24 protein-coding genes are annotated in these 21,550 nt (G+C 37.9%); 20 read left to right on the top strand and 4 right to left on the bottom strand.

Going from position 1 to position 21,550, the window contains the following annotated elements:
• Positions 1-285: 285 nt before the first annotated feature.
• Positions 286-996, bottom strand: coding sequence for a phosphatase PAP2 family protein (locus CGZ90_RS05775; RefSeq protein WP_094251357.1), 711 nt, complete (start codon positions 994-996; stop codon positions 286-288).
• Positions 997-1,169: 173 nt separating this feature from the next.
• Here CGZ90_RS05775 and CGZ90_RS05770 point away from each other — a divergent pair, with 173 nt between their 5' ends.
• The 8 genes from CGZ90_RS05770 to CGZ90_RS05735 all read left to right on the top strand — a co-directional run bounded on the left by CGZ90_RS05770 (position 1,170) and on the right by CGZ90_RS05735 (position 5,442).
• Positions 1,170-1,652 (top strand): DinB family protein, encoded by a 483-nt coding sequence (locus tag CGZ90_RS05770; protein WP_094251356.1) that lies wholly within the window; start codon positions 1,170-1,172, stop codon positions 1,650-1,652.
• Positions 1,653-1,734: 82 nt separating this feature from the next.
• Positions 1,735-2,286, top strand: a complete 552-nt coding sequence (locus tag CGZ90_RS05765; protein ID WP_094251355.1) for an NUDIX hydrolase — start codon at positions 1,735-1,737, stop codon at positions 2,284-2,286.
• Positions 2,287-2,308: 22 nt separating this feature from the next.
• On the top strand, positions 2,309-2,875 hold the full coding sequence (locus tag CGZ90_RS05760) for a DUF2199 domain-containing protein (RefSeq protein WP_094251354.1): 567 nt from the start codon (positions 2,309-2,311) through the stop codon (positions 2,873-2,875).
• Positions 2,876-2,891: 16 nt separating this feature from the next.
• A complete protein-coding gene (locus tag CGZ90_RS05755; RefSeq protein WP_094251353.1) occupies positions 2,892-3,287 on the top strand; it encodes an NUDIX hydrolase in 396 nt (131 codons plus the stop codon).
• A gap of 37 nt (positions 3,288-3,324) precedes the next feature.
• Positions 3,325-3,759 carry an SMI1/KNR4 family protein gene (locus CGZ90_RS05750; protein ID WP_094251352.1) on the top strand — a complete coding sequence of 145 codons (435 nt, stop codon included), beginning with the start codon at positions 3,325-3,327 and terminating at the stop codon, positions 3,757-3,759.
• A gap of 143 nt (positions 3,760-3,902) precedes the next feature.
• Positions 3,903-4,160 carry a hypothetical protein gene (locus CGZ90_RS05745; protein WP_240515353.1) on the top strand — a complete coding sequence of 86 codons (258 nt, stop codon included), beginning with the start codon at positions 3,903-3,905 and terminating at the stop codon, positions 4,158-4,160.
• A 35-nt stretch (positions 4,161-4,195) separates the two neighbouring features.
• Entirely contained in the window at positions 4,196-4,462 is a 267-nt protein-coding gene (locus tag CGZ90_RS05740; protein ID WP_240515385.1) for a YesK family protein, read from the top strand.
• Between the two features lie 50 nt (positions 4,463-4,512).
• The gene (locus tag CGZ90_RS05735; protein ID WP_094251350.1) at positions 4,513-5,442 is read left to right on the top strand and encodes a phosphotransferase enzyme family protein; all 930 of its coding nucleotides are present in this window, start codon (positions 4,513-4,515) and stop codon (positions 5,440-5,442) included.
• Between the two features lie 327 nt (positions 5,443-5,769).
• On the opposite strand, the gene CGZ90_RS05730 is transcribed toward CGZ90_RS05735, so the two are convergent.
• Both CGZ90_RS05730 and CGZ90_RS05725 read right to left on the bottom strand, forming a co-directional pair.
• A complete protein-coding gene (locus CGZ90_RS05730) occupies positions 5,770-6,216 on the bottom strand; it encodes a GNAT family N-acetyltransferase (protein ID WP_094251349.1) in 447 nt (148 codons plus the stop codon).
• Positions 6,217-6,310: 94 nt separating this feature from the next.
• Entirely contained in the window at positions 6,311-7,741 is a 1,431-nt protein-coding gene (locus CGZ90_RS05725; RefSeq protein ID WP_094251348.1) for an aminotransferase-like domain-containing protein, read from the bottom strand.
• 127 nt (positions 7,742-7,868) lie between these two features.
• On the opposite strand from CGZ90_RS05725, the gene CGZ90_RS05720 reads away from it, so the two are divergent.
• The 10 genes from CGZ90_RS05720 to CGZ90_RS05675 all read left to right on the top strand — a co-directional run bounded on the left by CGZ90_RS05720 (position 7,869) and on the right by CGZ90_RS05675 (position 14,864).
• A complete protein-coding gene (locus CGZ90_RS05720) occupies positions 7,869-8,630 on the top strand; it encodes an ABC transporter permease (protein WP_094251347.1) in 762 nt (253 codons plus the stop codon).
• The gene (locus CGZ90_RS05715) at positions 8,627-9,406 is read left to right on the top strand and encodes an ABC transporter permease (RefSeq protein WP_094251346.1); all 780 of its coding nucleotides are present in this window, start codon (positions 8,627-8,629) and stop codon (positions 9,404-9,406) included. Before CGZ90_RS05720 ends, CGZ90_RS05715 begins: the two co-directional genes overlap by 4 nt.
• Before the next feature lie 13 nt (positions 9,407-9,419).
• Positions 9,420-10,400: an ABC transporter ATP-binding protein gene (locus CGZ90_RS05710; protein ID WP_094251345.1), complete on the top strand. Its 981-nt coding sequence runs from the start codon at positions 9,420-9,422 to the stop codon at positions 10,398-10,400.
• Between the two features lie 17 nt (positions 10,401-10,417).
• Complete coding sequence (locus tag CGZ90_RS05705; protein ID WP_094251344.1) at positions 10,418-10,849, top strand: GNAT family N-acetyltransferase; 432 nt, start codon at positions 10,418-10,420, stop codon at positions 10,847-10,849.
• Positions 10,850-10,946: 97 nt separating this feature from the next.
• Positions 10,947-11,534: a histidine phosphatase family protein gene (locus tag CGZ90_RS05700; RefSeq protein WP_094251343.1), complete on the top strand. Its 588-nt coding sequence runs from the start codon at positions 10,947-10,949 to the stop codon at positions 11,532-11,534.
• A gap of 176 nt (positions 11,535-11,710) precedes the next feature.
• Positions 11,711-11,920, top strand: a complete 210-nt coding sequence (locus CGZ90_RS05695) for a helix-turn-helix transcriptional regulator (protein ID WP_094251342.1) — start codon at positions 11,711-11,713, stop codon at positions 11,918-11,920.
• Between the two features lies 1 nt (position 11,921).
• The gene (locus CGZ90_RS05690; RefSeq protein WP_094251341.1) at positions 11,922-12,218 is read left to right on the top strand and encodes a hypothetical protein; all 297 of its coding nucleotides are present in this window, start codon (positions 11,922-11,924) and stop codon (positions 12,216-12,218) included.
• 143 nt (positions 12,219-12,361) lie between these two features.
• On the top strand, positions 12,362-12,862 hold the full coding sequence (locus tag CGZ90_RS05685) for a DinB family protein (RefSeq protein ID WP_094251340.1): 501 nt from the start codon (positions 12,362-12,364) through the stop codon (positions 12,860-12,862).
• A gap of 144 nt (positions 12,863-13,006) precedes the next feature.
• A complete protein-coding gene (locus tag CGZ90_RS05680) occupies positions 13,007-13,693 on the top strand; it encodes an HAD family hydrolase (protein WP_094251339.1) in 687 nt (228 codons plus the stop codon).
• Between the two features lie 148 nt (positions 13,694-13,841).
• Positions 13,842-14,864, top strand: a complete 1,023-nt coding sequence (locus CGZ90_RS05675; RefSeq protein WP_094251338.1) for an HNH endonuclease — start codon at positions 13,842-13,844, stop codon at positions 14,862-14,864.
• Between the two features lie 40 nt (positions 14,865-14,904).
• Here the strand turns inward: CGZ90_RS05675 and CGZ90_RS05670 are convergent, their stop codons facing one another.
• The gene (locus tag CGZ90_RS05670; protein WP_094251337.1) at positions 14,905-15,888 is read right to left on the bottom strand and encodes a Gfo/Idh/MocA family protein; all 984 of its coding nucleotides are present in this window, start codon (positions 15,886-15,888) and stop codon (positions 14,905-14,907) included.
• A 188-nt stretch (positions 15,889-16,076) separates the two neighbouring features.
• Here CGZ90_RS05670 and CGZ90_RS05665 point away from each other — a divergent pair, with 188 nt between their 5' ends.
• Positions 16,077-18,752, top strand: coding sequence for a DEAD/DEAH box helicase (locus CGZ90_RS05665; RefSeq protein WP_094251336.1), 2,676 nt, complete (start codon positions 16,077-16,079; stop codon positions 18,750-18,752).
• A complete protein-coding gene (locus tag CGZ90_RS05660) occupies positions 18,743-21,442 on the top strand; it encodes a DEAD/DEAH box helicase (RefSeq protein WP_094251335.1) in 2,700 nt (899 codons plus the stop codon). The genes CGZ90_RS05665 and CGZ90_RS05660 overlap by 10 nt, the downstream gene beginning before the upstream one ends.
• Positions 21,443-21,550 lie beyond the last annotated feature (108 nt).

The following is a 21,550-nucleotide window of genomic DNA, read 5'->3' as shown; positions in this document are numbered from 1 at the left end:
TTCAACACATGGAATAGTAAAGTTGTCACAAAACTTAGCTGGACAAATAAAAATATTCCAATGAAAAAAGCTGTATCCATCGTTGTTCCTGCTGTGCTGAGAAGGAACATTAAAGTAAAAAAAACAATTACTCCACCAATAATATTCGCTATAAAAACAAATAACCAATTGTCCAATGTCTTTAAAACCGCCTTTCAATACTTTTTATAAATTTTACCACATATTTACTATTTTTATTTTAAAACAAAGAGAAAAAGCATCACCGCAATACGGCAACGCTCTTTGTCACGACGTCAGATTCTGAGCCTTCAATACATCCACAACCATTCCGCCGATTTGCTTTCCTAATCGCATTCCTTCATCATTATCGGCTTTGAAGTGGACGCCAGCATACAAACGGGATAATGCACATTGTTCCATTACGTTTATGATTCCTGGTGCTTCTGGAGGGAAGAAATAACACAATACCGCATCTGCACATCCAGCAACCGTCGCATGAGCTGAAGGATAGGCTGGAAAACGCGGTGTGGTCAATACTGTATTTAAGTTCCGGCCATATTGATTTGGACGTGCCACATCCCAAAGATATTTAAAATGCCACGACATGACAAAGGTATCGTTAACCGCAGCATGAAAATTACTGAGAATCCTGGCGATGTACGGTGATCCCAGCTTATATTTTTTCCCTAAGCTGTAAATCATGGACGTCATAATTTGCGTAGCTTCCACCGTCCCCCAGTATTGCGCGCTGTATATTTGCTGTGGAGTTAATGATGATAACGTTTGTTCGACTAAGAGTAATTCTTTGCCCCAATCAATCTCCAAAGGATTTTTAATCTGCCATACAATTCGCTGTCCAAAGGGATCCAGAAATTCACTGCTGCTTTGCCTGCGGATAAAAAACATTGGGAAATAGGCAGGTGCCGGTTCAGGAGTCGGCGGGGTCTGCTCGCCTTGGTAAGGATATTGTGACCATCTTCTGTAATTGGATCTCATCACATCTAACCCCTTATCTTTTTCTCCGTATCTAAAAGAGTATATGTTGGGAATTTACGTAATTGATTGATAATCAGCAAGAAGACGCTGAAAAATAATAAAGGGATAAAGCTTTATAAAGTAGAAAGGTTATGATGTTCGGCCAAAAAATGTTTATCAGGAGTGTGCAAAGCATGGTACATGTAAAAGACTTATTGTCTGATCAATTATTAGCTAATGCGAATGATGGTAGTTGGTATCTTCCATTTACTGATTCAGTTGCCAATTTATCTGAAGAAGATGCGTTTTGGAAGCCAAACGAAGATGGTAATAGCATCGCTGAAATTGTTCAGCATCTGATTTATTGGAATAAAACATGGCAAACCAGGTACGAAAAATCTACCGTTCATGCTGTTCCACCTATAGGTGATAATAATAAAAGCTTTATCATTCCGGAAAATGAAACGTTTAATGACCTAAAAGGACACCTTTTAGAGGTGCTGTTAAAATGGCAAGAGCTTTTAGCGGAAGAGAAAATCGAGAGTGAAGTAAAAGGTTTCCCTGAACCTGCAAAATGGTGGCAGATTCTTGGAAATGTTGCAACACATAATGCATATCATATCGGGCAAATCATCTATATACGGAAGCTGAAAAATAATTTTCAAGTGGATGCTTGAGATATATAAGATTAGGTTAAAGTGGAGGACGCAATCTAGAACAAAGAAAGCGTCTTTTATTCATTATTGAAAGGAAATGCAAATGGAAAAATGGAAAACATTAAACTCGGAATATTGTTATCAGACGCCGTTCGGAAACTTGCGAAAAGACCAGTGTGAACTGCCGAACGGGGTGGTGATCCAAAATTATTATGTGAATGAATACGCTGACTGGGTGAACGCCATAGTCATGACAAAAGACAACCAGATTGTTCTGGTAGAACAATACCGATACGCAGGGGATGATTGTTTTTTAGAAATTCCGGCTGGGAAAATAGAAGCTAATGAGTCGTATGAGGATGGGATACTTAGAGAAGTGAGAGAAGAAACAGGGTACACTTCCAGAATGAAACCGATAAAATTAGGTGAGTTTATGGTAAACCCAGCTACACAAACGAACAAAATCATCACGTATCTTATAAAGGATGCTTATAAAGAATATGAACAGAATTTAGATGAAACCGAAGAGATCAATGTATATGAATTTGATTTTAACAGTTTTGGAGAGTTAATCAGGAGAAACCAGATAAAAACACAGCTGTTTACAGCACATGCTTATTATATGGCTAAGGACTTTCTTGCAGATAACGGTTGAAACGGTGAAGGAGGGAATAGCTATGGCAGAGTTAACAAAAGGGTACATATGCAGCTGCTGCGGTAAATTTCATAACAAACTTCCATTTGATTATGCAAGCCCTGCACCGATTTATTATGAAGAAGCTACGCGCAAGGAACGTAAGAAGCGTTTTGAAATTAACGATGATCTATGCGTAATGGATGGCGAGCATTTCTTCATTAGAGGCTGTATTGAAATACCTGTCATTGATTCGGATGAAACCTTTGTTTGGGGTGTCTGGGTCTCCTTAAGTGAAAAAAATTTCGAACTTACGTTAGAACATTGGGATGACCCAGATTGTGAAAAATTAGACCCTATGTTTGGCTGGTTATCTACACAGCTTCCACTGTATCCTGACACACTAAATTTAAAAACGTTTGTACATACACGTTCAGTGGATTTACGGCCATATATTGAGCTTGAACCAAGCGATCATCCTCTAGCCAAAGAACAAAGAGAAGGCATAACAATGGACCGTGTTAAAGAAATTGCGCAGTTTTTCTGTAATAACAGTCCTTCCGAAAAATCGGTTCTAAACTTGTTCAGAAAAAAGAAAAGAACCAAATAATTATTAGGGGAAATAGATGAGAGATAGAGGGTCAGTGGTTATAGTCGAGAATAGTAAAGTAGCTCTCATTAAAAGGGTTCGAGACGATTCCGTCTATTTTGTATTCCCTGGTGGTGGAATAGAAGAAGGAGAGACACCTAAAGAAGCAGCGAAAAGAGAAGCCAAAGAGGAATTAGGTGTTACGGTTCATATAAGTGATTGTATTGCAGAAGTTGAGTTTACCGGTACTCAATACTTTTTCAATGCTGAGATAATAGAAGGGGATTTTGGTACAGGGATGGGTGTAGAGTATACAGATTCCAACAGAAACCGAGGAACGTATCTTCCGGTTTGGATTGAATTAAATCAGTTAACAAATATTGATGTAAGACCGAAAGAAGTGGTTCTAAAAATTCAAAAGTTATTCAACTAAATAGGATAGGCGGAGTCAATGAGAGCGAGGCGATTCAATGGAAGACTTATTAAACTTTATTCAAACAAGAAAACCAGGAGTGAGTGAACTAGATTTAAAGGCAGCAGAGGATAAACTTGGCTCTGTTTTTCCAAAACAGTATAAAGAGCTTTTTACGTTAGTTAATAACGCAGAAATAGGAGAATGGATACTCCATCCTGTTCGGGAGAAAAGTAATCCTAAAAAGACTTGGGATGATATTGTAAGGCAAAATACAGAAGTTAAAGATGAAAAAATCCCAGATGACTTTATTGCTATTGGAGAAGATGGGTCTGGAGATAAGTTATGTTTCAAAACAAGTAATGGAGTAATGGGGGATAAAATATATTATTTGTATCACGAAGATGGAGTATTGGAAGAATGTGCTCCTAATTTGAGAGCATTTATACTTGCCTCAGAAGAATATGCTGAAGTTGATTTAGATGATGAATAAATTTATTTTACAAACGGATGCTTATCTGAAATAGGTAAGCGCCTTTTTAATTGGTAATAAAAGGTTGAGTATATCCGCGTAATTTGAAATAATTGGGATTAAGTGTGAGAGAAAGTTTGGGAACAAATTTTTTTAGCAGGGGGATGAAGACAATTAATAAATTTGGAGTTGTTTCAATTCTAATGGTTGTGGCTAGCGCATGTATGTTTTTTATTTTAAGAGGACCAAACGCTGATTTGAGGTTAGCCATTGTCATTCTAAGTTCAACTTCATTTATTGGAATTATATTTGCGTTAATCTCTAAGCGGTGGTTATCCGGGATAATTGGTGTGTTAACGAATGGAGCGGTGCTGGTCTTTGTTTTTTTCTTATTGCTAGCTAAAGGGATTGGTGAAAACTAATTGGCTTACCTTAAAAGGAGGAGAATGAAGTGGGAATGCTGTTTGGGATTGGGTGCTTGGTTGGGGTTATCATTCTCTTATTAACAGTTTACTTAAAGATAAGGTTCAATAGCTATATCATTCAAATACCTGCGCTGCTAGGTTTAACTTCATCGGTTGGAATTATTGCTTACAGCTATTTTGTTGTCAGGGGCTTTGAAGGTGGAGCCATAGGATTATTGGGTTTTATCATTTTCTTTTTTTCAGTGATTGCATTGTTAATTAAAAATAAAAGAAAAGCGGGGTTCGCCGAAAAAGGATAGAAGGAAATGATACCTGCCAAGCTAAAAAACATAAGACAGGAGAAATAAACATGAATGCAAGCAGCTACATTCAAGTTCCAAATCAATGGGGATTGAAGATCTTGGAATGGAAAGAGTTATCTCCAAGGGTTACTTTAGTAAAAACAAATAAAAATAAATACATAATAAAGAAAAAAGACAATGTAGAAAGTGTGCTGGCAGAAGTTACGCTTTTGAAAAAATTAGATGAAGATCTGATAAAAGTTCAGTTGCCTGTGGCAAGTCAATCAGGAGAGTTTACTTTCTTGCAGAATCAAGAAATTTACACTGTCTATGAATTTATAGAAGGTGACATTAAACAAGCTAATCATGCATTGGAAGACTCTACCATATCCCTTTCTCTTGGTGAAACAATTGGTTTTCTGCATAAAAGTTTAGTAGGTACATCCTTAGCTGATAAATTTCCGGATCGGGATTTATATCAGATCGTTTATCATTGGGCGTTTAAAGAAGTCATGAAAATACATGATGATCCACAATTAAAGAGTATCTACCAATCTATAGAGACAGATATCCAGAAGATAGCTAATGAATTACCGAAACAGCTCATACACCGCGATACTCATGTTTCCAACTTTGTTTTTAAAGGCGAACAAGTAGAGGGGATTCTAGATTTTGAAATTGCCGAAGTAAATGTGAGAATCTTTGATCTGTGCTATTGCTCAACAAGTGTTCTGAGTGAAATCTTTGGCGATGATAAACAAAGAGAAAAATGGGACGAGTTTATTGCTCATTTAGTAAAAGGGTACTCGACTGTAAATCCATTGAGCAGTCAAGAAATACTTTCAATTTGGCATGTCATGTTGTGCATTCAAAGTATATTTATGGCTTTTTTCTGTCATGACGCATCTCTTTTTGAAACAAATAAACAAATGTTTTTATGGATTTATGAGAACCGCAGCAAGATAGAAAGGGCATTAGAGTGTTCTCCTGCAAAATAATAAGAATCTCCTTTAGGTTCAAATAGAATCCTTATGAAAGGTGCATTTAATAATGAGAAATTTATTACTGGAGTTCTAATTATGACACTTAGATTATTGTTAGTTATAGTAGCGTGCTCTTCATAAGGGCATAGTGACTGTTTATGAAATTAAGACAGATTAATACGATTGGTAAAAGGATGGAAAAGCCCTCACGAAAGAAAATAATTTTCTACTGGTTTAATAGATTTTTAGAAATAAAATCGATGTGTAGCCCAGTTCTTATGGACGGGGCAATTTTTTTAAGTCTATGCACATATTTATCCGGGCAAATAACTTTAAATATTATTAACTATTTGTTTGAGGCTGCAATCTCTTTTTGTATCCTAGCTGTTTATCATATCCAACCTTTTCATAAAAGGAGTGTGCATCGGTTCTCACCTCACCAGATATTAGGATTACATAATTGCAATTATTTTCATTTCCGATTTTTTTAAGAAATTTCATTAATAACTGACCTATACCTTTTCCTCTAAAAGATGATGTAACGACTACATTCTCTATCAATAAAAACGGGTTACAGTTACCAACCAGGTCGCTGCAGATAATCCCCATGGCAGTCCCAACAATAACTTGATTATCTTCTGCAACAACCACAAAATAATTAGGATTGTTTGAAATTACTTTAAAATTTCGTTTCATTAAGTCAAGATTTGTTTTATACCCGCTCAACTCAGTATATAGGTCTGATAAAAATGACAAATCACTCAATTCAGCTTTACGAATTGTAACCATACATGCCCCCAACCATAATGATTTTTAATTGTTAGAGAATCTTAGTTTACTGAAAAAGATTAGCAAATTATTGTATTAGATAAATGTTAACCAATTAAACACTCAGCGCCCGCTTAAACCGCATAATCCCCTCAACAATTTCGTTCTCATGGCAGTGCGCGTAAGAAAGCCGCACATATCCTTTATCTGCTCCATAAATACTTCCTGGTACCACCATGACCCCTTCTTTAATACAAGATTCCAAGAGTTCAAGTTCGTTACATGTTTTCCTCAACTTCCCCCAGATCGTGCCTCCGCCTCCTGGTGTACTCCAATCAAATTCATTGCTTAACTCTTCTGTAAGTGTACGGTTCATCAGCTGTTTTCTTTTCGTGAGTTCTGCTGTGTACCGTCTTACATTATTCGCCCAGCTGCTCGAGATATATTGTGAGGCAATGTGCTGTGAGATGGCTGATGTACCAAGATCGATTTCGTGTTTCACTTCAGACAACCGTTCGATAATTGACTTTGAACCGATGACCCAACCGATTCTCATGCCGGGTGCGACTGTGTCTGACAAACTCTCGATATGGATGACCAGTTCCTTGTTGGCATCCAACGCCAACAGTGATGGCGAGGGAGGGTCACAATCATTATGCACTAAAGGGTTCATAAAGTTGATTTCTACAATCGGAATCTTTAGCTCACTGCAAATTTCCAGCAGCTTTTTTCTTCTATGTAAGCTAAGCGTGGTTCCTGTTGGATTTTGAAAAGTAGGGTGGGTAAGTACCATGCGAATTCTATGCCTTTTATATAATTCTATTATTTCCTCAGGCCGCATTCCTTCTTCATCCACAGAAAGCCGCACCATTTTCACACCGGCTACAGCAAAGCATTTTAAAGAATACGCATATGAAGGGCACTCGACCGCTACACTGTCTCCGGGGTTAAGCAAGCATTGGGTGATCAAGGTGAACGCTTGCTGTGCGCCTGACGTTACCAAGATTTCTTGTGTGTCAGCACTAACCTCATATTGTTTCTTTAAATGGTCAGAGAGTGTCTTTCTAAACTCGAGATCGCCTTTCACATCGGAGTATTCTAAGTTGGCGGTAAGCTCTATGTTTTGCAATAATCTTTGAAGTTCTTCGACTGGATATAAGCTCTTTGAAATGCCGCCGTTGGCAAAATCAATCATTCCAGGGGTTCGGCTGACTTCACGAATGCGTCTGTTAATTACAGCCGTTGGATTGAATGCCACTCCCTTGAAACGGTTCCAGTTGATCAGTTTAGGAGGATCGATTTCCCATGAATATTCACTGACTATCGTACCGCTTCCTTTTATCGACGTTATTAAGCCAGAAGCCTTCAGCTCATTGTAGGCACTTTTTATTGTGCTTCGGTTCACCCCTAGCTGGATGGCCAGGTTACGTTCTGTTAAAAGGCGAGATCCTGGCAGCAGCTCACCTTTGACGATAAGACTTTCGTAATGTTCGGCAATCTGTTTATAAATAGGCACTCCCGCCGAGTGGTCTGGTAACCAATTCATGTCTGTTGTTCCTTCCTAATGTAATTGGGTGGGGAAATTCACACCACATTGGGTGGCGACAAGTAACAAACAAGTACGTACTATTAGTAATTATACAGAAATTAACACTTGTTAGGGGGAAGAGACATTGTTTTATCACATATTGAAGGTCCAGCAAGCGAAGATGCTTGGAGACCCGACCATCATTTTTCAAATCTTCATCCAGCCAATCATTTTCACCTTGTTATTCGGTTATTTGTATCAATCCTCAGGAAAAAGCGACGCTGCATTATTAGCTGTTTTTATTGGTGTAGCTCAGATGACCATGTGGCAAGTGCTGCTATATGCAGGCGGCATCATCGTCAGGCATGAGTTTAACCGTGAGAGGACGATATTTTACAGTTTATTATCGCAAACCGATCTGTTCGGAATATGGGCAAAGCGGCTGTTCTTTTGTATCCTGCTATCGACTCCGAGTTTTGTTATAAGCATTGTAACGGGAATAACCGTTTTTCAAATATCACTCGGAATGACCGATTTCATTTACATCGTCATCGGCATCTTATTATACTCCGCTGCGTTATACGCCATCGGACTGCCAATTGTCTTACTCCTATTCCTTACAATTCACGGCGGCAAGATTATCCAAACGGTCACGTACCCGATTTTCTTGTTATCCGGCATGATTGTTTCAGTCGATTACTTTCCACCTTTCATAAAAGGAATTGCCTATTTGTTCCCGATTACATGGAGCACCCACTGGATACAGGACGTTTTCATTCATAACAGAGTAGATTGGATGTTTCTTATGTATACACTGTTGATTTCAATACTTTATGGACTCTTTGCCCGAGTTATCTATCAATTCATCATGAACAAAATTAGAGTGAGGGGAGAGATTAATCTATGAATACGTTTCAGTTTGTTCTTTATAACACGAAGCTGTCGTGGAGGATGCAGAGAAATGAACTTCCTCTCAAGATATTTATCGGAACGTTCGCTGTACGAATTATCTTTCAATCATTGTTCTTCATATGGATCGCGAATATAATCGGCGGCCAGGGGATGAGAGAGTTTGCGATGTACGGCAATATTTTAATCCCCGCTGCCCACATTTTATTTATCGATGTGTACAACGTATTACGCGATGAAATTGATGAGAACCGTATTGATCTGTTAACTATTTCAAAGACGTCATTGCTGCTGATTTTAATCGGGAGATCCATCGTTTATTTTATTAAAGGCTTTTTCATCATCCTCTTTACATATGCCGTCATCAGCTCGCTGCTGATTCCAGGGCTGGGACACTGGCTTAAGCTGTTTGCGGCCATTCCATTATTACTGCTGTTTTCACTTTCGGCGTATTCGTTCGGAATCTTCTTAGCTGCATTAAACTTAAACGATAAAATCAGCCAGATGCTGCCTAACTTCTCGCTTGTGTTTCTCATGTTAGTAGGAAATTTCACGGTGCCAGTCGAGAAACTTCCGCCTATTTTTCAAACGCTCTCGGAATTTGTTCCGCTTAGGCATTCAGTCGATGCGTTCCGTGCATTCCTGACGGATAATATCCCATATTGGACGAATCCGGATGTTTATATCGAGTTGTTAATCTTAACGATATTCTCTGTTGTGGGATACAGCATCTATTTAGAGTCAGTTAATAAATTCAGAAAACACCCAGCCTAAGGAGGTTGAGACAATGGAATATGTCATCAAAGCAAATAAACTGTCACGAGAGTTCAACAATAAAGGTACAGTAAAAAAAGCCGTTCAGGATCTTACGTTCACAGTGCAGAAAGGAACCATCTTTGGCCTTCTAGGTCCGAACGGAGCTGGTAAATCCACAACAATTAAGATGATGAATACGCTGCTGCTCCCTTCATCTGGAGAGTTAGAAGTTCTAGGGTATAACATTTATAAAGATGAAAAAAAGATCCGGACAAAGATTGGGTTTCTGTACGGAGGAGAGACCGGATTATACTGGCAGCTGAGCGGACGCGATAATCTGCGCTATTTCGGATCACTTTTTAAAATACCGACTGATGTTCTAGAGGAAAGAATTGATTATTGGCTAGGACGGTTAGGTCTGACGAATGCTCAACATCAGCTTACGATGAGATATTCGAAAGGGATGAAACAGCGACTTCATATTGCTCGGACGCTGATTCATGAACCAGAGTTGCTTTTTATGGATGAGCCAACATTAGGCCTTGATCCTGAAGGGACGAAGGATTTGCGAGAGATCATGTTGGATCTGAAAGCACGCGGAAAGACCATCATATTGACTACACATGATATGGAAGAGGCAGAAGAGCTATGTGATGAGATTGCCTTTATCATGGATGGAAGAATCATCACAAAAGGGACGATAGAAGAGCTGCAGGAAATGTATGAAGAAGAAAATCGGTATGAGATTGAACTTAGTGAATACCCAAAATTATCTATGAAAAAAATGGAAAATGGTATAATTATAGAAACGCCAATAACCGTTTCAAATGGAAATACAATCATCAACATTAGCGTACCGAAAACACAAGTGGCAGAACGGGTATTTGGAGAGATTGTTTCGCAGCTTGTACCGTTTAATATCAGACAGCTTGTGAGGAAGAAGATGGAGTTGCGGAAGATTTATTTGGAGATTGTGAGTGGACAAACGAAGGGAAATCAGACGGTTAGTTAAATGAGGAGAGAGTCAGAATGGTAATTAGAGAAGCGCAGAAAGGCGACATCCCCGAACTGGCTGTCCTAATGGGAGATTTGGGATACCCGACAGAAGAAGAGCAAATGAAGAACCGTTTTGAGAAGATTAATCATGATCCTAATTACCACACTTTGGTTGCCGATGAAGACGGTGTTCTACTGGGTATGGTTGGAATGTTTAGAGGGTATGCCTATGAGAAAGACGAATTATATGTAAGGATCATTGCTCTCGTCGTAAAAGAAGAGCATCGCAACAAAAGAATCGGAAAACAACTAATCAATAGTGCGGAAGAATGGGCACAAAAGCAAGGGATTAATAAACTTGCGGTGAACACAGGAAAACGACGAGTTGACTCTCATCATTTTTATAGAAGTAAAGGTTTTGAAGATACAGGTGCAGGTTTTTATAAAACATTACAAGGAAAGTAGCCTTTAAATTAATTATGGCTAAGTTATTTCAAAAGGTGCGACATTGTAAGAAGTGTCGCACCTTTTTATACATCCTTAAAGCCTATTGGAGGAAAGTATGAGTACGTTTGTTTATATGGTAAGGCACGGTGAGTCGCCTAAAGAAGGTAATGAAAGAACAAGAGTTTTAACCGAAAAGGGTCTTGTAGATGCTCAGCGAGTAACTGATTTATTGAAAGATGAGCAGATTGATATCGTGGTTTCAAGTCCATACATACGTTCTATTTCAACTGTCGAAAATTTAGCAAAAAAAATAGGAAAGGATGTATTAGTGATTGAAGATTTGAAAGAAAGGATATTTTCCCCTGATGGAAATCGGGTATCTGATCAGGAATTGGCTCCTCTGTTAGAAAAGTCATTCTTAAATCCCGACTTTACTTTAGAGGGCGGAGAATCAAATGCTGATTGTCAACAAAGGGCGGTTACCGTTTTAAAAGAACTGTTAAACACCTATCGAGATAAAAAAGTTGTTTTCGGTTCTCACGGAGCTGTTATGACGTTAATGATGGGATATTTCAATGATCATTACGACTTGAGTTTCCTAAAAAATACAACAAAACCTGATATTTATAGAATGGAATTCAACGAACTGGAATTAGTGAATGTCCAAAGATTATGGAGTGAGGAGGTAGAGGTTAGCTCATAAGTATTCGTATAAAAGCTTTATGTCAAGCTCAGAGCGTTAAAAGCTCTGAGTTTTTTTGTGCAAATTTACCTGTAAAAGGACTTGCTGAAGATTATTCACGTGTAATGTATTTTTGACATTTTGTATAAAATATATTACAATCAAGGAAAATCATAAGGAGGGAGGATGGAAGGTTTATGAAGCTGAAAAACAATCTGCATGTACTGCGGGCTGAGCAAAAGTGGACGCAGCAGTATGTGGCAGAGCAGTTGGGCGTCAGCCGGCAGACCATTAACTCCTTAGAAGCCAACAAGTATAATCCTTCATTAATTCTTGCTTTTCAAATCGCACGTCTTTTCGGCAAAGAGGTAACGGACATATTCTCAATTGAAGAGGAGGAAAAATAAGATGACAGTGATGACAGTCATGATGGTAATCGTATTTTTAGGCTATATGATCGGTAGTTTTGCTTATGTAAAGTTTGTTCTCAGTGGCGAAGGAAAGGACGAGAGAGGCCAATACATCTTATCCAAAGCATTTACCAATTCATTCATCATGCTTTCAGCCGGCTACGTTGTTTACCTCTGTTCAAAGCTGTATCTAGATGTCAGCTCTCAGACACTGGATTTCATCGTCATGTCATGGATGAGTGCGATTTTCTTTACGATCGGGCTGACTATTTTTGTTGTGAAAAAACGGGTGTGAAGAAAAGAGCATTGCCGAGTTGGTAATGCTTTTTTTCTATGTAAAAGAAGCATGCAGAGTATTAATTCGGGGTATTCACCTTTTATAAAAAGAACTGATTTGAAGTTTAATTTCTTAAACTTAAATGAAAGAAGTGATATAACATGAGTGATCTGAAATTGATTGAAACATATAAACGTTTTTTGCAGAACTATTCACCAGAGCAATTAAGGCATATACCTGAGCAAGGTGTTTGGTCTCTCGGTCAAATGTATGACCATTTAATTGTTGTGGCTCATGAATATCTGGATAGTGTTGATGCTTGTGCGAACACGGCTATAGAACAAAAGCAGGGGAAGACAGAGTTTGGAGAATACTTATTTAATATTGGCATGTTTCCGCCAATTAAAATCAAATTACCGGATGAACTTAATAGCCCGCCTGACAATACAAAAAATAGAGAGGACATAATGCTTGAGCTGGATCAGCTAATGAATAGAATGAAAGAATTAGAAATGAAAGTAGAAAGTATATGCCCTAATTACAAAGATGAACATGGGGGCTTTGGCTGGCTGAATGCACAGGAGTGGTTTGTTCTTGTCGGAATGCATTTTCGCCATCATCTGCGGCAGAAATATGAACTGGATCAAAAACTAGGGTTGTAAACAAATAGTTGGCAAACGATATATAGGCCGGTTATGGGTTATTTACTACCAAGTATGAACAAGTTGAGTAAATGAAGCGTGCTAAGCGGCAATTAAGGGTATCCACCCTTTATACAGAGAATGCAAGGATAGGAGAGTGCCATTTTGATTAAAGCTGTATTGTTTGATTTGGACGGGACGCTTTTGGATCGCGACACGTCCGTTAAGAAGTTTGTAGACGACCAGCATACCCGTCTGTCTCCCGTGCTGTCTCATATCCCCAAAAAGTTATTTGCAGAAAAATTCATTGAGCTTGAGCAGAACGGATACGTGTGGAAGGATAAAGTGTATCAGAAGTTAGCCGAGGAACTCGCTGTCAGGAGAATGCCGCCTGGAGAACTTCTGAATGACTATTTAGCACAATTTAAGCATCATTGCACACCGTTTCCGAATCTTGTAGACACACTGGATGGACTTAAGAAAAAAGGGCTGCGCCTAGGTTTGGTCACAAACGGATACGGAGTCTTTCAAAATGATACCATCAAGGCATTAGGCATTAAGGAATACTTCGACACAATCCTTATATCTGAAATGGAGGGACTGAGAAAGCCCGATCCACTTTTGTTCGAGAGAGCAGCAGAGCGTTTAAACGTGAAGACATCGGAGTGCATTTTCGTTGGCGACCACCCGAAAAATGACGTAGAAGCCGCAAAGAACACTGGAATGACAGCTGTTTGGAAAACTTGCCCCCACTGGGACGAAGCCGAAGCAGCCGATTATGCGATAGCTGATTTGGGCGAACTGAACGAAATTATAGAAAATATGGAAAAGGCCGTACAACCTGTAAGATAAATAAAGAAAAGGGCATTGCCGTAATTCGGCAATGCCTTTCGCTTTTTAATTCTTAACTCCTGTAGTAAGTAAGAAATTGTTTCCACTAATTTCTACCTTTATAAAGTAATATGAAAATAATACATATTTATCTAAAGGAGACTATATCATGGCTAACCCTATTACAATTATCAAAAATGATGAGCTTTTATTCGAAGCAGAATCTATTCAAGAAGCAGCAAGATTCCTGTCAGAGCACCTGAGCACAGCTGTATCGAAGTGCTATGACCCCATCGAGCGTGGCTATGTTTATCACATTCCATACACAAAAGGCCAGGACGAATATCTTTTTATTGCACCAGAAGAAATTGCAAAGAAGCGGCGCAAAGAACTTGAAGAAAGTGGACATCCCAATGCAAGACGTATTTGGCTACTGTCAGCTAATCCCAATGAATATGACATAGACCGTGCATTTAGCCGTTATGACATTTTAAATTGGAAACGCTCAAGAAATTTTGAAAATGGAGATATTGTATTTGTATATGTATCAAAGGGTGTTCAAAAAGTGCGGTATAAAGTTGAAGTAATAGAAGGCTTACTTCCAAAGGATGAAGTTCAATACAATAGCATGTTTTGGAAGGATAAAGACAAGTTTGAGCAATCCAAAGAGTGGAATTGGACAAAAGTACGATTAGTAGATGAGATTGATTCTACAGAATTATCTCTATTGCAATTACGTGAACATGGTTTGAATGGAAATATTCAGGGTCCAATGGAACTTAGCGGAAAACTTTGTAATTATATTATGTCATTCTTTGAACATGATTTAACAGAAGGTTTTTATCCAGAAGTAGTGCCTGAAACGTTAGAAGAAGGGCAGATTAAAACGGTAACCGTTAATGTATATGAAAGGAATCCAATTGCTCGAAAAAAATGTATGGAGCATTACGGAGCACAGTGCCACGTGTGTGAAATGGATTTTGAAAAGACCTATGGAGATGTAGGAAAAGATTTCATTCATGTTCATCACATTAAACCGCTCCACGAAATAAAGCAAGGCTATGTAGTGGATCCGATAAATGATCTAATTCCTGTTTGTCCGAACTGTCATGCGATGTTGCACCGAAAAGAACATGGCGAGTATTTATCAATAGAACAACTAAAAGAACGAATTTCCATAGCTGTTCACTAAAAAAGGGCATTGCCGTAAGCCGGCAACGCCCTTTTGCTATTTATTTCTGATCAGCAGGGAACACCAACCCAACCTGGCGTCTGCTCTCATCCATAATCTCCATCACGGTCTTAGAATTCGCATGAGAATTGATCCGCGACTCCAGCTTACCCGCGCGCACAAGCTCCATGAATCCCTTCGCTTCATAATACATGCTCGGCTTGTCCTGAGTGACTGAGATGTCCTCAACACTTCCGTCTTTATAGCGAATCTCGACCTTATCCATCTCCAGTATGCTGTGGATGAGGATGCTGCCGTTCTCGCCCTGTATCTCGCTTGGCACATACGAGTTCGTGATTTTCGAGTACATCACGACCGCCTCTTTGTCATTGTACCCCATCACGATGCTGCCTTCCCCGTCCACACCGGACTCGAGCATGTACGCGTTCGCCTTCACACTGTCCGGCTTGCCGAACAGCACGACCATCGGATACAAACAATAAATGCCGATGTCCATGAGCGAGCCGTTCGAGAACTCTGGCTTGAACGCGTTCAGTACCGTTCCTTCCTTATACGCATCATAGCGCGAAGAATACTGACACGCACTCCCAACAAAGCGGCGCACCGGCCCAATCTTCTTCAGATTCTCCATCACACTCTTAAAATTAGGAACGATCGTCGAACGCATCGCCTCCATCAGCAGCACACCATTCTCACGCGCCGCACGCACCATCGCCTCAAGTTCAGCAGAATTAGAAGCAGCCGGCTTCTCCACCAGCACATGCTTCCCATGATTCATCATCAAAATTGCCTGCTCAGCATGAAGTGAGTTGGGACTTGCAATGTATACTGCATCGAACACATCGCTTGTGGCCATCTCTTCCAGGTCGGTGAAGACAGAAGTAGAACCATGCTTAGTTGCAAAATCCTGTGCTTTTTCGAAGGTTCGAGAGTAAACAGCTGTAAGATTGAATTCTTCGTTTAGTTTTGCGGATTCTATGAAACGTTCGGTGATCCAGTTGGTACCTATTGTTGCGAAATTCATTTCTTTCCTCCTTTTTCTTCTTTAGTTAAATAAAATTTTCATCAGGTAATTCTATCGAGTTAAAGACAAAAAAGCCAGTTTGAAACCTTATTTGAAAAACTAAATCTCTTTTTAACAATAATACCAATTTATGTTATATTTGGATGTTATAATTTACTTACTCAAAATCTCTTAGGAGGCTAAAGGTCATGGCATTTTTACAGTGTACTTGTGGTTCAATGCTAAAAGGCATTCAATTTAGTAGGTTAGTTTCAACAAATGGCGAATTCAGGATAGTTAAATATGAATCCGGATTCGGAATGTCATTAGAAGAATGGAGTCAACTAGATGCGTCTACACAATGGCTAAATAATTTAAATGAAGGTGTTTACTGTATTTCTTGTAATGGACCAATTAATTTAGATCAAGCTGAATCTGATACATTATTAGATAAAAGAATTCCTGGGGTTTATGCCAAGGAATTTAACTCCTCTCATATTGTAGAACAGTTAGAAAAACTTAAAGAAAAGGAACGTTCAGAAATATTCGTGCAAAAAATTCCTGCACGTTCATCGAGATACGGACAAATTGAAGGAAATCTTCCGGTTGAATTGTCTGAAGCTTTAAATAGAATGAACATTTCCTCTCTATATACACATCAAGCTGAAACCTACAATGCCGTAAGAAAACAAAATGATGTAGTTTTAGTCACGCAAACCGCTTCAGGTAAAACACTGTCTTATAACCTACCGGTCTTGCATGGTTTAATAGAAAATTCAAATGCTAAAGCTCTTTATTTGTTCCCTACAAAAGCCCTTGCTGATGACCAAGTAGAGCAATTATATAGATGGACAGAAGAACATGGAACTGAATCTGATTCAGAGATTGATAGTTGGTTTGAAAGATTTATCACTCTCGGTAACAATAAAATTCATTATGGTAGATATGATGGTGATACACAACTAAGTTCAAGGAACAGACTTATTAAAGATGGAAGAATATTGTTTACTAACCCGGATATGATACATCATTCTTTACTGAAGCATTTTGCAGATCGGGGGAGGCAATATGCCCATATCAAAGAATTTTTAGAGAATTTAAAGTTTATAGTTATTGATGAAATGCACCTCTATAGAGGAGCGTTTGGTACCCATGTCTCTATGGTGTTACGTAGGTTGAGAAAAGTTTGTGAAGAACTTGGAAACAATAATATTCGGTTTATATTATGTTCAGCAACCATAGACAGACCAGATTTGGTAGCGAAAGATTTGACAGGCTTAAACAACTTCAAAGTCATTGATAATGATGGCTCGATGCAGAAAGAGAGAAGTGTTGTTTTTTGGAACCCAGGTGAAACTCTAGGAACTGGACAGAGGAAAGCTCCTTTAACAGATGCGTTAGCTATTACAGAAGATATCTTAGTTCAGGATAAAAAAGTAATACGTTCTATTGTATTTCAAGGATCTAGATTGCAAGGTAAGGTTACAGCCAAATACATGAAAGATATATTACGAAAAGTATTAAAATTACCTAGAGAAAGAGTAAATGGATTAAAGCTCACAGGCTTTTATAACGGGATGTTAAGTGTTGAAGAAAGAAAAGCGGTTATTGATTCTATAAAAAAGAACGAAGTCCATGTTGTTCTTGCTACCAACGCATTAGAAGTCGGGATAGATATTGGAGAACTTAGTTTTGCTTTGCTGATAGGTTATCCAGGAAGTAAAGCGGCTTTCTCTCAACAAATAGGACGTGTGGGAAGGAATGGAGAAGGGGTCTCAGTTATGATTGTTGAAGATGAACCTCTTCAACAATATTACATGAATAACCCTGAACTATTCTTGGAAAAACCACCTGAGGTTGTACGAATAGATCCCCGAAATAAACAACTATTGTTATTGCATCTCTCATATTTAGAGAAAGAATTATCTCGTACATTGACTACTGAAGATGTATTTTGGTTTGTTGAGGACGAAGAGTATGCTAGAAAACTAAAACAACAGATTATTTGTGAGGATGAAAGTAGTGACCGGTGTAATTTAAGATCGGGTTCTTCTGTCTTGTATAAGGTACTATCTACAAGGAATCGTGAGGTTCTTTTTGAGGGGATTGATGAATGGACGGCTTTTAGAGATTTCCATAAGGATGCGATTCATTGGAATGCAAATGAAAAAGCTTATCGAGTTGATGCAATAAATAAAAATAGTCTTCAAATTCTCTTAACACCTTTAAACGGTGAAATTGAATACTACACTCAATCCATCTTCAAAGATACAATTGATATAAATGAAAGTGAAAAGGTTCTTGAAATACAGGATTTGTTAGTGTTCACTGGAATACTAGATATTAGAAGAAATGTTTTTTCTTATCAAAAAACATATTTTGCATCCCGACAACAAGAGAAAGTGAATTTAGAAAGTCCGCTATCTACGATTTTTCAATCTGAAGGAATGTGGATAAGTATTCCAAGCATAATTACAGACAAATTAAAGACTGATTATGAAGATAAATTAGATGGTGCAATTCGTGCAGCAGAGCACGTCCTGCTATCTATTATTCCAGACAGTATCATTTGTGACGGAAAAGATGTTTCAAGTTTTTCAGGAGTTTCTTTAGCGAATTTTAATAATAGACCAATCATTGGATTTTACGGTGACCAATCAGGTGGTATGGGTACAACATTAGCAATTGCTGAGCATCTGCAGAGAATAATAAAAAATGGTTTATTGTTACTTCAGAAATGTTCTTGTAAAGGTGGATGCCCATCTTGCATTCAATATCCTGGAAAAGATAATGATAATCTCTCAAAGGCTGGTGCACAATTGGTACTTCAATCCTTATTAGAGGTTGCATGGCCTAAGCCAGAGGAGGAAATTATATGCCGTTAATTTGTCAGAAATGCTTAGATTCTGGTAATAAAGGAAGGGATTTTTACCAAATTAGCAGGCGATTTAAAAATATTCCTTTTAAAAGAAACATCCTGCAAGCAACTAATGGGATTCACAAGAAGGATTGGGTTAAAAGTAATAAAATTGACCTCAAACCAGATGGGATTTACTGTGGACAATGTAATATATCAATATTGGAAAATTTAATGAATAAAGAAGAAATAAAATTATTAAAAGATTATAGGATTGAGTCGTGGAATCCTTCAGAATTTCCGTTGGAAATTGTTTTACAAAAACTAAAAATTGCTGGTAATAACACCGGCGCAGAAGTAGAACATTATAGTGTCCCAAAAAGAACTGCACAATTTGGTGACATACGAACTTCATTACCAGAGCCAATTACAAAAAAAATGAATGAGTTTGGGATAAAAAAATTATATTCTCATCAAGCTGAAGCTATTAACGATGTTCGAGATGGGAAGAATGTTGTCATTGTTTCTGGGACTGCTTCAGGAAAATCCTTAGTATATACGTTACCTGCTTTAGAACAATTATTTACTAATGAAAATGCTACGATTCTTTACTTATCTCCTTTAAAAGCACTAACACATGATCAACTTAAGACGCTAAGTAAATGGAATGATGATGCAACTGAAAAAAATGACTTAAATGGATATAAAAAGATAAAACTCGGTGGTAAAGAAATTAGCATTGGTGTCCTTGAAAGTGGGAATGGTGAAGCGGCAAAAGAATTAACTTATAAAAACGCTAGGTATTGGATGACTAACATCCATTTTTTGCACTATCTATTACAAGGCCCATATCATTATCGAAATAAAGGTAACGATTGCACTCGTTTTTTTGCAAACTTAAAATATGTAGTTCTAGATGAACTACACGCTTATAATGGTGTACTTGGTTCTAAAGTATCTATGGTTATGCGAAGACTTAGAATGCTTTGCAAGAAGTTGGGTAACACATCTCTCCAATTTATAGCATGCTCAGCTTCAATAGGAAATCCAAAGGAATTAGCAGAAGAATTAACAGGATTAAAAGGAATTAGAGGCTTCACATTAATCGATAAGGATGGAAGTCCTTCATTCGAAAAAGAGATTTTAATGTGGAATCCCGCGTTGTTAGAAAATAAAAAAGAGCTACGGACTAGGCGTGCACCAGTTTCTGAGGCTATAGAAATTCTAAAACATATAGTTAGTGAGCACGGTATACTTCCGAAAACATTACTGTTTTATGGTAATAGAAGAGCTACATCTACAGCGAGCTTCGAGTTAAACCGTGCAATCCGTTCACGTATTATTGAACTTAATGATCAAAGAGATATCCCTAATGAATTATTTTCTCCCTTTCATGCTCAACTGACGACAATTAAAAAACACCAATTAATGAACCAGCTAAAGCAAGGGGAACTTATTGGTCTTGTAAGTACATCAGCATTAGAGATGGGGATTGACATAGGTGATTTAAGTTTATGTATTATGGTGGGGTATTCAGGAAGCAAAGCTAGCTTTTTACAACAAGCTGGCCGAGTTGGTAGGAACGGACCTGGATTAGTAATACAAATTTTTCAGGAAGATCCTCTTGAACAATATTATGCAAAGAATCCTATAGAGTTTATTGAAAGAGAACCTGAACATGTAACAATAGATGTAAACAATCCTAATATCATTTCAGAACATTTAAAATATGCTGCTTATGAGCAAAACGGAACTCTAAGTCTACCTCAATCTTTTTTTAGAGTAGGAAACATTCGAAAGGTGGAAGGATTCTTAGATAGTTGGGATGTTAAAGAATCCAAGTGGAAACTGAAACCTAAAAAAATTACATATAATAACCTCCTGATTAACGGAAGAGTATACAAGGTTGTTCTCAAGAATGGCATGAATACTGAAACACTTCTTGAAGGTGTAGACGAAAGGTCTTTGTTACGTGATTATCATAACGGAGCTGTTTTTCTACATGAAGAGAAAACTTATAAAGTACAAAGGATAATTCAGCAAAGTGGTGAAATACATGTCATTCAACAGCGATTTGAATATACAACACGCAGCCATATTACGGATTCCTTAGTGCTGAAAGAAAAAAATACCAAGTCCAACCTCGGTGAAATTTTTGAGTTAGGAAAAGGGACATTTGAGTTAATTCGAAGAATGTGGGGTTTTAAGAAAGTATCATTATACGGAGGACAAATCATAGAGGATTTACAAGAGTCTAACATGTATCCAGTTAAATATTCTACGGATGGATTGTGGATTAATCTATTGTCTTACGATGATTTCAAACAATACTTAACTGAAAGCAGCATTCATGTATTGGAACATGCTATAGCTTCAGCTATTCCAACAATTGTGAAATGTTCCAATTCCGATTTTGGGGTAATATCTTCAGTATCTATGAAAGAATTTTCCGATCTTCCTACGCTGGTAATTTATGAAACTGGAGGAGGCGGAGCTGGAATTGTGGATGCAGTAGAGGAAAGGTTTATCCACATACTGAGAAAAGCTAGTGGGATTTTAAATGCTTGTTCTTGCACGAATGGGTGTCCAAATTGTACTCATTTATCTGGATGTGAACAAGGAAATGAAAGATTAGATAAACAAGGAGGCATTAAGCTTTTAGAATTGTTACAAAAGAATATTAATCTACATGTAAATTCTTTGGTTAATGTTACTTAAGTTTGTTCTTAACACACCTTTTCACAAGGTGTGTTTTTTATTCTTTCTTGAAAAAGATGGCATCGATATATTAAAAAAGGAATGTTAAAATAAGGATGATTTATTTTT

The sequence above is a fragment of the Fictibacillus aquaticus genome, from assembly GCF_002245695.1.
Taxonomy (GTDB): Bacteria; Bacillota; Bacilli; order Bacillales; family Fictibacillaceae; genus Fictibacillus; species Fictibacillus aquaticus.
The sequence above is the reverse complement of the archived record's forward strand: the minus strand, read 5'-3'. Positions and strand labels throughout refer to the sequence as shown.

Excerpts from the sequence above, each read along its gene's own strand:
- CGZ90_RS05730 (WP_094251349.1), bottom strand. The coding sequence starts at position 6,216 with ATGGTTACAATTCGTAAAGCTGAATTGAGTGATTTGTCATTTTTATCA.
- CGZ90_RS05665 (WP_094251336.1), top strand. The coding sequence starts at position 16,077 with ATGGCATTTTTACAGTGTACTTGTGGTTCAATGCTAAAAGGCATTCAA.
- CGZ90_RS05660 (WP_094251335.1), top strand. The coding sequence starts at position 18,743 with ATGCCGTTAATTTGTCAGAAATGCTTAGATTCTGGTAATAAAGGAAGG.
- CGZ90_RS05760 (WP_094251354.1), top strand. The coding sequence starts at position 2,309 with ATGGCAGAGTTAACAAAAGGGTACATATGCAGCTGCTGCGGTAAATTT.
- CGZ90_RS05740 (WP_240515385.1), top strand. The coding sequence starts at position 4,196 with ATGCTGTTTGGGATTGGGTGCTTGGTTGGGGTTATCATTCTCTTATTA.
- CGZ90_RS05725 (WP_094251348.1), bottom strand. The coding sequence starts at position 7,741 with ATGAATTGGTTACCAGACCACTCGGCGGGAGTGCCTATTTATAAACAG.
- CGZ90_RS05765 (WP_094251355.1), top strand. The coding sequence starts at position 1,735 with ATGGAAAAATGGAAAACATTAAACTCGGAATATTGTTATCAGACGCCG.
- CGZ90_RS05770 (WP_094251356.1), top strand. The coding sequence starts at position 1,170 with ATGGTACATGTAAAAGACTTATTGTCTGATCAATTATTAGCTAATGCG.
- CGZ90_RS05705 (WP_094251344.1), top strand. The coding sequence starts at position 10,418 with ATGGTAATTAGAGAAGCGCAGAAAGGCGACATCCCCGAACTGGCTGTC.
- CGZ90_RS05750 (WP_094251352.1), top strand. The coding sequence starts at position 3,325 with ATGGAAGACTTATTAAACTTTATTCAAACAAGAAAACCAGGAGTGAGT.
- CGZ90_RS05695 (WP_094251342.1), top strand. The coding sequence starts at position 11,711 with ATGAAGCTGAAAAACAATCTGCATGTACTGCGGGCTGAGCAAAAGTGG.
- CGZ90_RS05715 (WP_094251346.1), top strand. The coding sequence starts at position 8,627 with ATGAATACGTTTCAGTTTGTTCTTTATAACACGAAGCTGTCGTGGAGG.
- CGZ90_RS05735 (WP_094251350.1), top strand. The coding sequence starts at position 4,513 with ATGAATGCAAGCAGCTACATTCAAGTTCCAAATCAATGGGGATTGAAG.
- CGZ90_RS05775 (WP_094251357.1), bottom strand. The coding sequence starts at position 996 with ATGAGATCCAATTACAGAAGATGGTCACAATATCCTTACCAAGGCGAG.
- CGZ90_RS05755 (WP_094251353.1), top strand. The coding sequence starts at position 2,892 with ATGAGAGATAGAGGGTCAGTGGTTATAGTCGAGAATAGTAAAGTAGCT.
- CGZ90_RS05675 (WP_094251338.1), top strand. The coding sequence starts at position 13,842 with ATGGCTAACCCTATTACAATTATCAAAAATGATGAGCTTTTATTCGAA.
- CGZ90_RS05670 (WP_094251337.1), bottom strand. The coding sequence starts at position 15,888 with ATGAATTTCGCAACAATAGGTACCAACTGGATCACCGAACGTTTCATA.
- CGZ90_RS05690 (WP_094251341.1), top strand. The coding sequence starts at position 11,922 with ATGACAGTGATGACAGTCATGATGGTAATCGTATTTTTAGGCTATATG.
- CGZ90_RS05700 (WP_094251343.1), top strand. The coding sequence starts at position 10,947 with ATGAGTACGTTTGTTTATATGGTAAGGCACGGTGAGTCGCCTAAAGAA.
- CGZ90_RS05745 (WP_240515353.1), top strand. The coding sequence starts at position 3,903 with ATGAAGACAATTAATAAATTTGGAGTTGTTTCAATTCTAATGGTTGTG.
- CGZ90_RS05710 (WP_094251345.1), top strand. The coding sequence starts at position 9,420 with ATGGAATATGTCATCAAAGCAAATAAACTGTCACGAGAGTTCAACAAT.
- CGZ90_RS05685 (WP_094251340.1), top strand. The coding sequence starts at position 12,362 with ATGAGTGATCTGAAATTGATTGAAACATATAAACGTTTTTTGCAGAAC.